The sequence below is a fragment of the Burkholderia sp. Bp9140 genome, from assembly GCF_003853425.1.
Classification (GTDB): Bacteria; Pseudomonadota; Gammaproteobacteria; order Burkholderiales; family Burkholderiaceae; genus Burkholderia.
Genome location: NZ_QTPQ01000044.1, coordinates 63,878 through 78,675 on the forward strand (window position 1 = coordinate 63,878; position 14,798 = coordinate 78,675).

13 protein-coding genes are annotated in these 14,798 nt (G+C 63.4%); 10 read left to right on the forward strand and 3 right to left on the reverse strand.

Features of this window, described 5'->3' with window-relative positions; all coding sequences use genetic code 11:
- From DIE21_RS30290 to DIE21_RS30320, 7 genes are all read left to right on the forward strand, one after another.
- A complete protein-coding gene (locus DIE21_RS30290; protein ID WP_124501125.1) occupies positions 1-972 on the forward strand; it encodes a 3-carboxyethylcatechol 2,3-dioxygenase in 972 nt (323 codons plus the stop codon).
- 4 nt (positions 973-976) lie between these two features.
- Positions 977-1,756 carry a fumarylacetoacetate hydrolase family protein gene (locus tag DIE21_RS30295; protein WP_124501126.1) on the forward strand — a complete coding sequence of 260 codons (780 nt, stop codon included), beginning with the start codon at positions 977-979 and terminating at the stop codon, positions 1,754-1,756.
- A gap of 8 nt (positions 1,757-1,764) precedes the next feature.
- Positions 1,765-2,712, forward strand: a complete 948-nt coding sequence (locus tag DIE21_RS30300) for an acetaldehyde dehydrogenase (acetylating) (RefSeq protein ID WP_124501127.1) — start codon at positions 1,765-1,767, stop codon at positions 2,710-2,712.
- A 12-nt stretch (positions 2,713-2,724) separates the two neighbouring features.
- On the forward strand, positions 2,725-3,738 hold the full coding sequence (dmpG, locus tag DIE21_RS30305) for a 4-hydroxy-2-oxovalerate aldolase (protein ID WP_124501128.1): 1,014 nt from the start codon (positions 2,725-2,727) through the stop codon (positions 3,736-3,738).
- A gap of 108 nt (positions 3,739-3,846) precedes the next feature.
- Positions 3,847-5,067 carry a 3-(3-hydroxy-phenyl)propionate transporter MhpT gene (mhpT, locus tag DIE21_RS30310; RefSeq protein WP_124501129.1) on the forward strand — a complete coding sequence of 407 codons (1,221 nt, stop codon included), beginning with the start codon at positions 3,847-3,849 and terminating at the stop codon, positions 5,065-5,067.
- Positions 5,068-5,196: 129 nt separating this feature from the next.
- The gene (locus tag DIE21_RS30315; protein WP_124501130.1) at positions 5,197-6,066 is read left to right on the forward strand and encodes an alpha/beta fold hydrolase; all 870 of its coding nucleotides are present in this window, start codon (positions 5,197-5,199) and stop codon (positions 6,064-6,066) included.
- Between the two features lie 390 nt (positions 6,067-6,456).
- Positions 6,457-6,996 carry an SRPBCC domain-containing protein gene (locus DIE21_RS30320; RefSeq protein WP_221622405.1) on the forward strand — a complete coding sequence of 180 codons (540 nt, stop codon included), beginning with the start codon at positions 6,457-6,459 and terminating at the stop codon, positions 6,994-6,996.
- A 963-nt stretch (positions 6,997-7,959) separates the two neighbouring features.
- On the opposite strand, the gene DIE21_RS30330 is transcribed toward DIE21_RS30320, so the two are convergent.
- On the reverse strand, positions 7,960-8,901 hold the full coding sequence (locus tag DIE21_RS30330) for a LysR family transcriptional regulator (RefSeq protein ID WP_124501142.1): 942 nt from the start codon (positions 8,899-8,901) through the stop codon (positions 7,960-7,962).
- Positions 8,902-9,407: 506 nt separating this feature from the next.
- Positions 9,408-9,653, reverse strand: a complete 246-nt coding sequence (locus tag DIE21_RS30335; protein WP_124501131.1) for a helix-turn-helix domain-containing protein — start codon at positions 9,651-9,653, stop codon at positions 9,408-9,410.
- A 234-nt stretch (positions 9,654-9,887) separates the two neighbouring features.
- Here DIE21_RS30335 and DIE21_RS30340 point away from each other — a divergent pair, with 234 nt between their 5' ends.
- Positions 9,888-10,193, forward strand: coding sequence for a hypothetical protein (locus DIE21_RS30340; RefSeq protein ID WP_260432562.1), 306 nt, complete (start codon positions 9,888-9,890; stop codon positions 10,191-10,193).
- A gap of 111 nt (positions 10,194-10,304) precedes the next feature.
- Positions 10,305-10,823, forward strand: coding sequence for a 3'-5' exoribonuclease (locus DIE21_RS30345; protein ID WP_124501133.1), 519 nt, complete (start codon positions 10,305-10,307; stop codon positions 10,821-10,823).
- A gap of 78 nt (positions 10,824-10,901) precedes the next feature.
- Here DIE21_RS30345 and DIE21_RS30350 read toward each other — a convergent pair whose 3' ends face one another.
- Positions 10,902-12,668, reverse strand: a complete 1,767-nt coding sequence (locus DIE21_RS30350) for a phage integrase family protein (protein ID WP_124501134.1) — start codon at positions 12,666-12,668, stop codon at positions 10,902-10,904.
- Positions 12,669-13,318: 650 nt separating this feature from the next.
- On the opposite strand from DIE21_RS30350, the gene DIE21_RS30355 reads away from it, so the two are divergent.
- Entirely contained in the window at positions 13,319-14,284 is a 966-nt protein-coding gene (locus DIE21_RS30355) for a phospholipase D-like domain-containing protein (RefSeq protein ID WP_124501135.1), read from the forward strand.
- Positions 14,285-14,798: the final 514 nt, after the last annotated feature.

A 14,798-nucleotide genomic window follows, 5' to 3' on the forward strand; every position in this document is an offset into this window, starting at 1 on the left:
ATGCCGATCCAGCTAGAATGCCTGTCCCATACGCCGCTGCAAGGCTATTTCGATCCGGCGCCGGACGTGGTGGCCGAAGTCGAGCGCGTGCAGGCCGCGGCCCGTGCGCGCGTCGAAGTGTTCGATCCCGAATGCATCGTGCTGTTCGCGCCCGACCATTACAACGGCTTTTTCTACGACCTGATGCCGCCGTTCTGCATCGGCATCGCGGCGGAATCGATCGGTGACTACCGGAGCCTCGCGGGCCCGCTGAACGTGCCAGCCACGTTCGCCCGCGAACTGGTCGAGGCCGTGCTCGACAGCGATGTCGACGTGTCGATGTCGTACCGGATGCAAATCGATCACGGCTTCGCGCAGGCGCTCGAAGTGCTGACGGGCGACCTCGACCGCTACCCGGTGATTCCCGTGTTCCTGAACTCCGTCGCTGCGCCGATGGCGACGCTGCGCCGTGCGCGGCTGCTCGGCGACGCGATCGGCCGCTTCGTCGCGCGCTCGGGCCGCCGAGTCTTGGTGGTCGGCTCCGGCGGCATCTCGCACGAGCCGCCGGTGCCGGAACTCGCGACCGCGAGCCCGGAACTGGCCGAGCGGCTGATCGCCGGACGCAATCCGGACGCCGATGCGCGCGCCGCGCGCCAGGCGCGCACGATCGCGGCGGCGCGCACGTTCGCGGCCGGCGACAGCCCGCTGCACGCGCTCAATCCCGGATGGGACCAGGCGTTTCTCGACGTGCTCGAAAGCGGCGACCTGAAAGCCGTCGACGGGATGACTAACGATGCGATCACGCGCGACGGCGGCAAGTCTGCGCACGAGATCCGCGCGTGGGTCGCCGCGTTCGCGGCGCTGGCGGCCGCGGGCCCGTATCACGCGGTGCGGGATTTCTACCGCCCGATTCCCGAATGGATCGCGGGCTTCGCCGCCATGCACGGCTGGTCTGCGGGTGAGCCCGCGCCGCGATCGACAGACAAGGAGTGACGACATGCTGACCCCGCAACATATCGACGCGCTGGCCGCTCGCCTGCGCGCCGCCGAACGCGAACGCGCGCCAATCAAACCGCTGCGCATGGAAATCGGCGAGCAGAACGCCGAAGACGCCTACGCGATCCAGCAGGCCAATGCGGCGCTGCGGCGCGAACGCGTGGTTGGCCGCAAGATCGGTCTGACCTCGCTCGCGGTGCAGCAGCAGCTCGGCGTCGACCAGCCGGACTTCGGCACGCTGTTCGCGTCGATGGCATACGGCGACGCCGAACCGATGAGCCTGTCGCAGCGGATCCAGCCGAAGGTCGAAGCGGAAATCGCACTCGTGCTCGAGCACGACCTCGTGCACGAGAAGCACACGTTCGCCGAACTGCAGCGCGCGACCGCGTACGCGCTCGCGGCGATCGAAGTCGTCGACAGCCGCATCGCGGGCTGGAACATCCGCTTCGTGGACACCGTCGCTGACAACGCGTCGAGCGCGCTGTTCGTGCTCGGCAGCCGGCCCGTGCTGCTGAAGGACGTCGATCTTGCCGGCTGCGAGATGACGCTCGCGTCGAACGGCGAAGTGCTGTCGCGCGGCAGCGGCACCGCGTGCCTTGGCAATCCACTGAACGCGGCCGCGTGGCTTGCCGACCGGATGGTGCGGCACGGCACGCCGCTGCGGGCGGGCGACGTGATCTTGACAGGCGCCCTTGGCCCGATGGTCGCGGTCACGCGCCCTGGCACGTTCACCGCGCAGATCGCCGGTCTCGGCAGCGTGCGCGCCACTTTCAACGAATGAGTATTTCCATGAGCGTTCAGAAACTCAAGGCCGCGATCATCGGTTCGGGCAACATCGGCACTGACCTTATGATGAAGATCATGCGGCATGCGAAGCATCTCGAAGTTGCCGCGATGGTCGGCATCGATCCGGCCTCGGACGGCCTCGCGCGCGCGGCGCGCCTAGGCGTCGCGACGACACACGAAGGTGTCGAAGGCCTCGCGCGGCTGCCCGAATTCGACGACATCGACTTCGTGTTCGACGCGACGTCGGCCGGCGCACACGTGAAGAACGATGCGTTCCTGCGCACGCTGAAGCCAGGCATCCGCTGCATCGACCTGACGCCCGCGGCGATCGGTCCGTACTGCGTGCCGGTCGTGAACCTCGACGCGCATCTCGACGCGCCGAACGTGAACATGGTCACCTGCGGCGGCCAGGCAACGATTCCGATGGTCGCGGCCGTGTCGCGCGTCGCGAAGGCACATTATGCGGAGATCGTCGCGTCGATCAGCAGCAAGTCAGCCGGGCCCGGCACGCGCGCCAACATCGACGAATTCACCGAGACGACGTCGAAGGCGATCGGGGTGGTCGGCGGCGCCGCGCATGGCAAGGCGATGATCATCCTGAACCCGGCCGTGCCGCCGGTGATGATGCGCGACACCGTGTATGTGCTGTCGGAGCCAGCCGATCACGAGAAGATCGCCGCGTCGGTCGAAGCGATGGCGCGCGCGGTGCAGGCGTATGTGCCCGGCTACCGGCTGAAGCAGGCCGTGCAGTTCGACGAGATTCCCGCGTCCGCGCCGTTGAACATCCCGGGCCTCGGCCGCGTGAGCGGGCTGAAGACGTCGATCTTTCTCGAGGTCGAAGGTGCCGCGCACTATCTACCCGCGTACGCCGGCAATCTCGACATCATGACGTCCGCGGCGCTCGCGACTGCCGAGCGTATCGCGCAATCGATGCAACGCGTGAACGCTTAAGGAAGTTTCCCGATGAGCAAGAAACTCTACATCTCCGACGTGACGCTGCGCGACGGCAGCCACGCGATTCGCCATCAATACTCGATCCGCAACGTACAAGACATCGCGCGGGCGCTGGACAGGGCCAGGGTCGATTCGATCGAGGTCGCGCACGGCGACGGCCTGCAGGGATCGAGCTTCAACTACGGCTTCGGTGCGCACAGCGATCTCGAATGGATCGAGGCGGTGGCGGACGTCGTCGAGCACGCGAAGATCGCGACGCTGCTGCTGCCGGGCATCGGCACGATCCACGACCTGACGGCCGCGTACGACGCGGGCGCACGCGTCGTGCGCGTCGCGACGCACTGCACGGAAGCGGACATCTCGAAGCAGCACATCGAGCACGCGCGCGCGCTCGGCATGGACACGGTCGGTTTCCTGATGATGAGCCACATGACTACGCCGGAGAACCTGGCCGTCGAGGCGCAGAAGATGGAAAGCTATGGTGCGACCTGCATCTACGTCGTCGATTCGGGCGGCGCGCTCAACATGAACGACGTGCGCGATCGCTTCCGTGCGCTCAAGGCCATGCTGAAGCCCGAGACGCAGACGGGTATTCACGCGCATCACAACCTGAGCCTCGGCGTCGCGAACTCGATCGTTGCTGTCGAGGAAGGCTGCGACCGGATCGACGCGAGCCTCGCCGGCATGGGCGCCGGCGCCGGCAACGCGCCGCTCGAAGTGTTCATCGCGGCGGCCGGGCGTCTCGGCTGGAACCACGGCACGGATCTCTACACGCTGATGGACGCGGCCGACGACATCGTGCGCCCGCTGCAGGATCGTCCGGTGCGCGTGGATCGCGAGACGCTCGCGCTCGGCTATGCGGGCGTGTATTCGAGCTTCCTGCGCCATTCGGAAGCGGCCGCGAACAAGTACGGGCTGAAGACGGTCGACATCCTCGTCGAGCTCGGCCGCCGCCGGATGGTCGGCGGGCAGGAGGACATGATCGTCGACGTCGCGCTCGACCTTAAGCGCGCGCACTGCTGACGCCGCGAAGGGCTAACGCGGCGCGGCTCTTCGCAGGGCAAGTTCGAGCGCCGCATCTTCATCGACATCGCCGCAAAGAGCGATGCAACTTCCTATTGGAGACTTTTCATGAACACGCCGGAACACAGTCGCGCTGGCGGCGCACGCACGATCGGCTTATGCCTGCTCGTTGCATTCCTGGAAGGACTGGACCTGCAATCGGCCGGCATCGCCGCGCCAAGGATGGCGCATGAATTCGCACTGGGCGCCGCACAGATGGGTTGGGCGTTCGGCATCGGCGCGCTCGGTTTGCTGCCCGGCGCGGCGCTCGGCGGGCGGCTTGCGGACCGGCTCGGCCGCAGGCGCGTGCTGATGCTATCGGTCGCGCTGTTCGGCATCTTTTCGCTGGCGACCACGCGCGTGTGGAACTTCGAAAGCCTGCTCGCCGCGCGCTTCCTGACAGGCCTCGGGCTCGGCGCGGCAATGCCGAACCTGATCGCGCTGTGCTCCGAAGCGGCACTGCCGCAGCAGCGCAGCACCGCGGTCGGCGCGATGTACTGCGGAATGCCGTTCGGTGCAGCGATCGGCGCCGCGATCGGCGTCGTCAGCACCGATCCTGCCGGGTGGCGGCACGTGTTCTACGTTGGTGGAATCGGGCCGCTGCTGGTGCTGCCGATGCTCGCGCTGTGGCTGAACGAGTCCGCGCAATTCGTCGCGACGCGCGCGAACGCGGCGGACACGCCAATCGCGCGCGCGTTGTGGGGCGAACGCCGCGCTGCGACGACGGCCGCGCTGTGGGTGAGCTATCTCGGGACGCTCGTCGTGCTGTACTTCCTGCTCAACTGGCTGCCGTCGATGGTGATGACGCGTGGCCTCACGCATGCGCAGTCAAGCTTCGTGCAGGTGATGTTCAACGTCGGTGGCGGGATCGGTGCGATCGGCATCGCGAGCCTGATGGATCGGATCGGCCGGCGTCGCACGGTGGTCGGTATGTACGTCGGGATCGCGTGCGCGCTCGCGGTGTTGGCCGGCGCAAAGGATGCCGCGTGGCTCGCCGCCGGCGGGCTGCTGTGCGGGATGTTCCTGGTCGGCGGGCAGTCGGTGCTGTATGCGCTCGCAAGCGCGATCTATCCGACGCGCATGCGCGGCACGGGCGTCGGCGCGGCTGTCGCGGTCGGGCGGTTCGGCTCGATTCTCGGGCCGTTCGTCGCCGGACAACTGCTGGCGCACGGCGAGAGCACGACGATGCTGATGGCGTCGAGTATTCCGCTCGTCGCCGTCGCGGCGTTGGCAGCGCTGACGGTCGTCGCAAGGGATCGGGCCGGCACGCCGGCGCTAGTAGCGGAGTAAGCAGCGGAGGAAGCGATGGAATAGCAGTTTCGGCAGGCGAAACGGGCCGGTCGCGCCGCTTCGCGATTTCAGATGCGGATGTGTAGGCGCGCATCCGCATGATCGACGCATGAACGAACGAGGGACGACATGACGCAGCAGGCACACACATTGACGGAAGAGAGCACGAGTCGTTTCGTGCAGGTGAAGGTGGGCGAGCACGACCTGAAGCTGCACTACAACGACGCGGGGCAGGGCCGCGAGACAGTCGTGATGCTGCATGGCTCGGGGCCCGGTGCGAGCGGCTGGGCGAACTTCCATCGCAACGTCGGCGCGTTCGTCGACGCAGGCTATCGCGTCGTGTTGCTCGACTGCCCGGGCTGGAGCAAGAGCGACGCGATCGTCAACACGGGTTCGCGCTCGGAGCTCAACGCGCGTTCGCTGAAGGCGCTGCTCGACGCGCTCGACATCGAGCGCGTGAACATCGTCGGCAACTCGATGGGTGGGCATAGCGCTGTCGCATTCGCACTGCTGTTTCCACAGCAGGTCGACAAGCTTGTACTGATGGGCGGCGGAACAGGAGGACCCAGTCAATTCGTGCCTATGCCGACCGAAGGTATCAAACTGCTGCAAAAGGTGTACCGCGAGCCGACGCTAGACAACCTGAAGCAGATGCTGAACATCTTCGTGTACGACGCGACGAGCCTGACCGACGAGTTGATGCAGGCGCGTCTCGAGAACATTCTTGCGCGTCGCGACCATCTGGAGAACTTCGTGAAGAGTCTCGCAGCGAATCCGAAGCAGTTCACCGACTACGGTCCGCGCCTCGGTGAGATATCGGCGCCGGCCCTGGTGATTTGGGGACGCGATGATCGCTTTGTGCCACTCGATGTTGGCCTGAGGCTCGTGTGGGGAATGCAGAACGCTGAGTTTCACATCTTCAGCCGCTGCGGGCACTGGGCGCAATGGGAGCACGCAGAAAAATTCAACCGGATGGTCATCGAGTTTCTTGCCCCGTAATTGTCATTATCCGGCATGCCACTTTTGTGTACGTTTTCTCCTGCCGCATGGCTCACGATGCGGCAGGAGAAACAAAGGGGCCGTGCTTCGCTGTACTTTATTGCATCTATGGTTGGCGCCGCAGGCGAGACTCGTCGCTGCAGGCGCGCAAGGCCACGCAACCTGCAGACGAACCCAAAAGCGATCGGTTGATTCGAAGCGAAGGCGAGCGGTGATATCAGAGACGAATCTGGTGACTTTCAATTGGCCGGTTTGCGATGTCTGCGACCATCCTGCTCCCTTCCGGTGCGCACTTACTGGTATCAGCCTGCGTGATATGATTCATAAAAATACAGCATTGGATTTATTTCTTGGCCGACGTCATGATTTCACCACTACATCGAATCAGGAATGTCATCATTGAAAATGAACGCCATTATCTGGCCTGAAGACTACGTGCCAGGCCATACCGAGAACTTTGCCTCCAACGAGACCATTGTTGGCGGCCTCTGCGCCGCTGACGTTTGGCCTTTGCTCAGCACGCCTTCTCTGTGGCCCACCTATTACACGAATTCGGCTAACGTGCGCATCTACGACGGCAAGGGCCCGGAACTAGCCGACGGTGACCGCTTCTACTTCGAAACGTTTGGCTTCCCTGTTGAAGCTCAATGCAACGAATATGTACCGCCCACCGCTGGGCAGCCCGGCCGGATAGCATGGCATGGTTGGGCCGGCGACGTAGGCTCCGACGTCCGTCTAGACGTGCACCACGCATGGCTGGTGGAAGACCTTGACGGCGAGCGCGTACGAATCCTGACTCAGGAGACGCAGAAGGGCAAGCCGGCACTGCAGTTGCGCGACACGAAGCCGAACCCGATGATCAACGGTCATCAGGACTGGCTCGACGGCATCGTTGCAGCGGCGCGCAAGGCGAAAGGAAGGAAGCCGTAAGCGCTCCACGCGCGGCAACGTGCAAGGGCGCTGCCGCGCGCTGAGCTACCGTGCTATTGCCCTAGTGTGCGGGTGCGGGTCCGAGCACGAGAAACACAGATCGTTAGCGATGACTGGGTGCGGTGTTCCTCTTCTGACAACACGTAGTCTTGGTGATCTGCGTCGCTCCAGCATCGCGATCGGCCAGCTCACGCACCAAGTCGGAAGCGCGCCACCGGACTCGTCGTCAAAGTGAAGCCAAACCGAGTCACCAGATTCTGTCAATCTCTCATAGAACGCAGTGAGTGTCCCACCCCGTGTGCAATACAGCAGTGACCAGATCCTCTAATACGACTGGCACCATCGGATCATGGAAAGAATCGGTATGATCCCGATTCCTCCTGCGATGGAACGGTAATGTCTCGCATCCCCGACAAGCGGAATTTTGTTGCGCGGCGAACTCGCACGCAAGTTGGACCTGACGCGCACATGCTCATTCATCGAAAGAGACCCGCCTCGGCTGTTCGCCGCATGTCCACTCTTTACGGTGCAACGTCCGGACACGGAACTCGATACTCTGCTGCTCTGCTTGCGGAATACTCGCCTTCTAAGCGGACAGCGGTGTACGGCGCGGTTGACTGCACGCGCGCGACGGGGGCGACGGCGGACTTCCTGGGGCGTGACAACCAGACTGGCGTTGCGGTGGGACTTCGCAACGTCTTTTGACTGCCGGAATATCTTAGTGGTCTTGACTCGCGGTGAACGTTATTCTTAGTCGGAGAGGAGCGCAGCTTGGGCGCTGCGCCCCTGTAGATTTCCGGCAATTTGAGCTAAGGAGTTGAGCGCGGTTCCAACGATCGCCGCTACGCGCGATAGCAGCACTCCGTAGATGTGAGATCAAGATCGCTCATCAAATCGGGCAGAACCGACGCGCAGGCCGGCTCGTGATCAACAGATACGCAGATGCTGGTCCGACTAGGTACATCAAGTGTTCCTGTTGGTGGCTCGTTTGCGCGACGGCTTTGTCGTGTCGTCATGACACGTCTCAAACATCAGCTCGCGCAGCCACTTTTGTGCGGGGTCGCGGTGGCTACGTTCATGCCAAACAGCGAGTTTGGTAAATCCCGGAATTTCCAACGGCGGCTCTAGCAGCGTCAGCCCAGCTTCGCTAGCGACGAGGCGCTCGGGCGCGACTGCGACTAGATTGCTGGCGCGAAGGATGTTCGGCAGAACCAGGAAATTTTTTACCGATAGGCTGACGCGGCGCTGCCTGCCGCACTTGGCAAGCGCCTCATCGGTGACGCCGCTGAAACTCCCGCCGTAGTAGGACACAATCGCGTGGTCGAGCGCACAGAAGCGGTTGAGTGTCAGCCTGGATCGAGTTGCCGGGTGGTCGGTACGCATCACGCAGACGTATCGTTCCTCAAAAAGCCGGCGCGCGTGGAGATCGGGTGGAGTCATTTCCGGCGTGATCAAAGCAAGGTCTACCTCGCCACGTTCGAGTCGCGTCTGTAGGTCGCCACCTTCAACCGGCACTAGCGCAACGCGGATACGTCGAGAACGCTCTTTTAGTGCTGAAAGGAAGGGGACCGCGATCGCGCTTTGCGCGTAATCAGTTGCCGCGATCGTCAGCGTAAATTCCGCAGTCTGTGGGTCGAAGTCTGGAGGGCTCAGCAAAGCTCCGACCTCGTTCATGACTTGCTTAAGAGCCTTTGATAGTCCCAATGCCCTTTGCGTGGGCGTGATGCCGCGCTGAGCCCGGACGAACAGTGGATCTCCAAAGGTGTCACGTAAGCGCGTCAACATCCCGCTCATTGCCGGCTGCGTGACCCCCATTCTGGCAGCAGCACGCGTCACGTTGCGCTCGTCCAACAAGGCGTCCAGCGCCTTGAGTAAATTGAGATCGAGATTCCTGATATCACGCATAGTTATCGGGAAAAAGTCGAATACTAACGTGGCTTTCCGGTACGCGTCTCGATCTTTGTCCGCATGTAAGCTTGAGTCGTGATAGGGGGACGCTAGCGCAGGCGCCAGTGATTGGGCCAGCCATGACAATTGTTTCGGCAATGCCATTTGCATGGTCGAAAGCGGAAGGCACGGGCGCGGGCATATTTTTCACTTTACATAATTAGCATTGCCTTCCGGCCGCGTGTCTTCGCAACTACGTGCTGCAATTCAGATTGTCGACGAGCAGTTTGCGCTAGGAAACTACCTGAACATCGGGGCGCGACTATCTTGGAGTGTGACTCAAGTGGATGCGTGTCTCGTTGACGTAAGCAGGCTCCCAATTCGAGTAGAGTTGGTGATGTCGCGCCGACGGCGATGGAGTTGCTCATCGCGGCCTTCTTCGTCTGTGAGTTGGCGGAGTCACAAGTCCGCAATCACTATGTACGCGAACGTGACGAAGATTGGCCTTGGACGCCACTACTACTTTAGAGACCAGAGCTTTTCAGAAGCTTCGATGGCGCAATATTCAGAGCGTCAGCGATTCGGATGAGGTTGAGGATGGTCAAATTGCGCTGGCCTCTTTCGATGCGGCCCATGTGACTTCGATCGATTCCTGTGAGAAGGGCAAGCGCTTCCTGCGAGACGCCAAACTCCAGCCGACGAGCACGGACCATCGCGCCAATCGCGGCCAGATGTCCTGCGTCGTCCCGTTTGCCAGATACCCTTTGCATCCAATGATGGTCGCGGTATGATGTTCGTTTGGCCACGGCATTTACGACCCATTTTCTCGGGTGCGGCCAGTTTCTCTAGCTGCAAGGCATATGTTTTTGATTCAGGATGGGAACCGTCTACCGCTACAGTCGGCGATGGCCGGTGCAGCTGTGTGGGCTGTGATGGAACAGTGGACGCCTGGCGACTTACTGGTTCTACGGGTGTCTGAAAAGCGAGCACGCGGGATTCCCTGCGTGATCTGGACGGACCTCACATCGGGAGCGGCATCGCTGAAGCAGTTTCTCGACGGCAGTAACGTGCTGCGAGGGGCGGCGGTGGTCAGCACGCGCCGTGCGCGTCAGGTAGATGATTGGTATTTGGATCCACTGAGCGAAATCCGAGTCGGGGCGACCGAACTCAGCGACGACGATCGCACACTGCTAACGGTGACGCAGTTCACGACGGTGACGGGGCGAAAGTTTTCCGTGCCGAGTGGTTTCGCGACGCGCTACGCCCGCGGAAGGCGGGTATGGCAGGCGCATCGGTCGCGCTCGGACTGACCGATAGGGGGGGCTTTCAGATGGACAGACCATGTGTGCGACTTTGGCTCTCGTAGTGAGGCGGGAGGAAGTCCAGGTGTTCTGTGCTGAATGCGCCCTGGGTGAGCGACTATGACGGATACCCGCTTCCAAAACGGACCGACCTGGTGGGTACCTTCCAGCGGCCGTAGCAGTTGGAGAAATCGTTTCTTCGTCGATACCGAGTTCACGGATGTCGAGGCGCCCCAACTCATTAGTTTGGCCATCGTTGGGGAGAACGGATCTGAATTTTACGGCGAATGCACGGACTATGATGCTGCCCGCTGTAGTGGCTTCGTTCGGACTGCGGTGCTGCCGCAGTTGGGGCGATTCACGGAGCGCGCGATGCCGTTTAATCGACTGCGTCAGGTGCTGCGGGCTTGGATCGGGGGCATCCCGACTGGCTCCAAGCCGGTGCTCTGCTACGACCTCGAGACGGACCTGAATCTGCTGCAATTTCTGTTCGATGGCCAGTTGCCCGAAGGCTGGGCGCTCGAGGATATCCGCGGCCAGATCGACGCTCGACGGCAAGCCGAATACTTCGCGCGGCACGGCGGCGAGCACCACGCGCTGCACGATGCCCGAGCAAACGCGTACGCCTATATCGGTTAAACGACTCAGTCGGAGCCGTTGCAAGTTGGCCTGCAATTCATTCAATCGTGAGGCGTGCATCTCGGACATTGTGCGCACTTATCGGGCTGCGCGGGCCGTGCCTCGACGGTGCGCGCGGCGAGGCTGACGTTGAAAGGCCGCGCTGACTTGACGCGCACGCTTTGCCTCCTCGCTATGCAGATAGGTCGACGTCGTCGCTACCGACGCGTGACGCAGGTTGTCTCGCACGACAACCAGTTCCACACCGGCATCCAGTGCATGAGTGGCGTGTGTATGGCGCAGCCAATGGGGGCTGGCGTGCCGTAGCTTCTCGGCAAGCGCGGGATGGCGGGTGCTCACGCGCTCGGCCGTGTCCCGAAAAAACTCACCTAACACCTGCCGCAACCGCGCTGCACTGATTCCGGCGTGGCGTGCCCCGCGAGACTCTGCATTGAGGGCGGTGACCAACGGTGTCGCCGGATGCCAGCGAGTGCGTATGACCGGCAGACCCCGCGCCTTCAGCGTGCGCCGCAAGGCGTCCCGCGCGAGGGGCGGCAGGGCCACGCGCCCCGACTTCGCCCCTTTTCCCGTCACCTGCAGCCATAACGTTCCGCGGGCGTCCGCCGTGATGTCGCCGAGCGTCGCAGCCACCAGTTCCTGCGCCCGCAACCCGGTCGCGTAGCCGAAATCCAGCACAAAACGCAGTCGCTCGGCAGCCGGTGCGGTCCAGCCAGTCCGCTCGAGCTGGTCGGCCGCAGCCCGCACGATCTTCCACTCTCGACCAGTCAGCGCCCGCCCGGTATCAAACGGTGTACGGGCTGCGCCGCCGCGCACTGTCACGCCCGCAAACGGATTGAGCACGACGTAGTGCTGGTCAACGAGCCACCCGAAGAGGGCGTGCAGGACGGCCAGCGCATAGGCGGTTGACCGCGCCGTCAGGTGTCCCGTGAACGGACGCCAGGCGGGCGTCGTGCGCGGGCGCGGTGGACCGATCCAGCGGGCGGCGGGCGTCGGATGGCGCAGGAAGGCCCGATAGGCGATCGCGTCGTCGGTGGTGAGCGACGAGAGGGACTGGCGGCGCTCGACAATGGCCCACAGCAACAGCCGTTCGGCCTCGCGCCGGTAAGCGCGCACCGTATGGGTGCCCTCATGCAGTACCAGCCATGCCTCGATCGCCCGGTAGTCGTTCGTCGCGGCGAGGCCACAGGTGTCGGGCGGAGCCCGGAAGCGGCCCTGCGAACCATCAAGGTCGGCGGGCAGCGCATCCAGGGACCATCGCGGAATCAATTGATCGGTCGCGGCCTCGTAAGGAACCAGCGCGGCGGCGCGCCGAGTCAGGTCCGGGTGCGCCGTGATGAAGGCTTCGACGCGGTGTGCACCCTGACGTCCGAGCCCGGGCATTGTTCGCCACCAGCCGGGGCGGTGGGCCATTCGGACCAGCAGGTCGGCGAATGAGTCGACGCCGGCGGCGGCCAGGGCGCGCACGATACGCGGAGGTAGCCACCTGTTCACAGGGTCGGCTGGCTGCGGCGCCGGGATGGGGGTGAAGTGCAGGACGTCGAGCGCGGTGACGACCTGTGCCGCGTGGCGGGTACGGTCCGCGGCCGGGTGCGTGAACAGCGGGATCAGGTCGTCGCGCTGGCGGGCGATTGCACACGCGACGAGCTGGCGACGGACGCGACCCAGGAGGCCACGCGATGATTGGCCATCGGCCCTGCGGTGCGGCAGATAGCGCTCGACCGCGGCGCGGGCTGCGAGTCCGGCGTGCCAGGCGCGCAGGGCGGCCAACGAAGCGAGATCGGGCAGGGCAGTCGCGGCGAGATTTCCGCCGTCCGACCCTGCGGAGGGGACAGGGGCCGTACTCATGCAATCAGTTTAGGTCGCTGGGAGAGCACTCGCGATAAGACTATTTATCGCAAGTAGCCCATCGGCTCATCGGGCGTAAGCGTGGTATTCCAGCGGAACTCCCGCGGCGCGGGAGCGTGGCGGGAGCGTGGCGGGACCGGCGGGGCTGAGGTTCCGCGCAGCTCGCGCATCGAGGCGATCCGGAAGTGAGCATCGGACGCCGATGCCAGCCTGCACGCGACGGCGAGCTGGGCGAGGACGGTGCCACGGATCGTCTCGGAGGCGGCGCGCCGGCGGGGCCATTGGGTGGTTCCCGCAGCACACATGAGCAGGATTCGGGCAGCGGTCTGGGATGGAATGCGAGGGTTAGTCCTGCTTGGATTACGCACACGGCTGACGCAAACCTGCTTTGGCACGGTTAAAGATTCGGCTGGCGCGATAACGGCTTATCGCGGCGAACCGGCCTCAAGGCGCCACTGTCATTATCGCGTCGAAGCGCCGAGATCAGAGCTGCACCATCGGGCGCCTCGGATGTGCTCCCAGGCGCCCCTACACCGGGCTCCAGTTCTGGTGCCGCAATCCGTCGCGTGTCGCATTCGTCTAACATGTTGAGCGGGGTGGTGGAAGGGCGACCGGCCCAACACGCGCGACGCCAATTCGAACAAAATCACATGCTCAAACTATTAAGTGCAGACCTGTGGGAGACCGTCGGGGCGAAAGCGGTCAAGGCGAAGCGGCGCCGGGCCGCCATTGCGTATGTGACGGACGCGTCGCTCCTGCCTCTGGGCGCCAGCGACGTGCTCGTGGTGGACGCGTCCGATGCCTCCATCGCGGCAGGACGCACGAGCGCCGAGGTGCTCGCGGGGTATCTTGCGGCAGGAGCCGCCCTGTTTAATGTGCCGAACCTGCACGCCAAGGTGTTGGTGCTCGATGACTGGGCAGTGATCGGTTCGGCCAATGCTTCGCTGCGCTCCGCCCGTCACTACGTGGAGGCCTCGGTCATCTCCGACCGGCCCGAACTCATTGGCCAGGCTGAGCATCTGGTCAGTTCGCTCGCGGCATCCGGGGACGTCATTAACGGCGATTTTATCGAGAGGATCCGGCAGATTCCCGTTCTCATCCCGCAGGAACCCCCGCCAGACAATGCCGGTTCGCCCCCACGCGCTATCCAGACGGGCGCGACGAAATACTGGCTCATCAGCACACGTGAAGACGCACGTTATCCCGGGGATGTCGACGTGGTGCAAGACGCGCTGGCGGACGTGCAGGAGCGCATTGGACCGGACGCCGGCAGCGTGAGCTGGTTCTGGTGGGGAGGGAGTGCACCGTTTCCGTCCACTGCCCGGGTGGGTGACATCGTCATCCAGTGCTCCCGTCCAAAAAACAGGATGTCTTCGTCGCGAGGCGTTCTGGTGTACCGGCACGGACGCATTGAAAGCATTTTTCAGGAGCCGGGACAAACCGTAAAGACGTTTCACTGCGTGCGCCCCCGTGACTGGGAGCAAACTGCCGTGAAATGGACGGAATTTGCGCGCCTTGCCAAGCGGGCCGGCATTAACCGCAAGCTCACCTGCGCCAGCAACATCAGACTCAACGAAAAGCAGTCGGGTGCGCTGTTCGAGATCTGGCCTGCATAGCCTGTGATGACTGGCAGCACGCCGCCGCGAAGACCGGGACAAAGCCGATGGCACACTACTGTATCCGGCGCCTGGTCTGGGAGGAAGAGGCCTTCGCACGGGAAGTGCAGCGATAGATCGTCCCGAGCCTGCCATGCTCGAACCGGTTCCCTCGCACATCGTGGTTAGTCAGGGTGAGAGACAGGCGCGGGCCGTAGTGCAACGTTTCGACACGGCAGGCGCCGCGATGGCATGCGTCACCAGGAGCGTGTCTGGCTCACGGTAATTGTGAGTTTGCGATACGTCGGAGATGAAAAATTTCGGCTCTTGGACATCTCGCACGGCCTCACCCGGATTCTAAGCAGAGGTGCGGTCAATCGTTTGCGAAACTCCGATAACAAGAATGCAAACGTTTGAGTATCTAATAATGCATATTTAAGAATTCGCATCGTTGTTCAGTCGTAAGCGGCCAGCCAACGCATCTTGACGAGCGAGTTTAGGCGGCGGTCGAGACAGGCTGCCAGCGATGCGGCAG

Bases quoted from the DNA above. Each gene is read 5' to 3' on its own strand.
- DIE21_RS30290 (WP_124501125.1), top strand. From the start codon at position 1: ATGCCGATCCAGCTAGAATGCCTGTCCCATACGCCGCTGCAAGGCTAT.
- DIE21_RS30295 (WP_124501126.1), top strand. From the start codon at position 977: ATGCTGACCCCGCAACATATCGACGCGCTGGCCGCTCGCCTGCGCGCC.
- DIE21_RS30300 (WP_124501127.1), top strand. From the start codon at position 1,765: ATGAGCGTTCAGAAACTCAAGGCCGCGATCATCGGTTCGGGCAACATC.
- dmpG (WP_124501128.1), top strand. From the start codon at position 2,725: ATGAGCAAGAAACTCTACATCTCCGACGTGACGCTGCGCGACGGCAGC.
- mhpT (WP_124501129.1), top strand. From the start codon at position 3,847: ATGAACACGCCGGAACACAGTCGCGCTGGCGGCGCACGCACGATCGGC.
- DIE21_RS30315 (WP_124501130.1), top strand. From the start codon at position 5,197: ATGACGCAGCAGGCACACACATTGACGGAAGAGAGCACGAGTCGTTTC.
- DIE21_RS30320 (WP_221622405.1), top strand. From the start codon at position 6,457: ATGTCATCATTGAAAATGAACGCCATTATCTGGCCTGAAGACTACGTG.
- DIE21_RS30330 (WP_124501142.1), bottom strand. From the start codon at position 8,901: ATGCGTGATATCAGGAATCTCGATCTCAATTTACTCAAGGCGCTGGAC.
- DIE21_RS30335 (WP_124501131.1), bottom strand. From the start codon at position 9,653: ATGCAAAGGGTATCTGGCAAACGGGACGACGCAGGACATCTGGCCGCG.
- DIE21_RS30345 (WP_124501133.1), top strand. From the start codon at position 10,305: ATGACGGATACCCGCTTCCAAAACGGACCGACCTGGTGGGTACCTTCC.
- DIE21_RS30350 (WP_124501134.1), bottom strand. From the start codon at position 12,668: ATGAGTACGGCCCCTGTCCCCTCCGCAGGGTCGGACGGCGGAAATCTC.
- DIE21_RS30355 (WP_124501135.1), top strand. From the start codon at position 13,319: ATGCTCAAACTATTAAGTGCAGACCTGTGGGAGACCGTCGGGGCGAAA.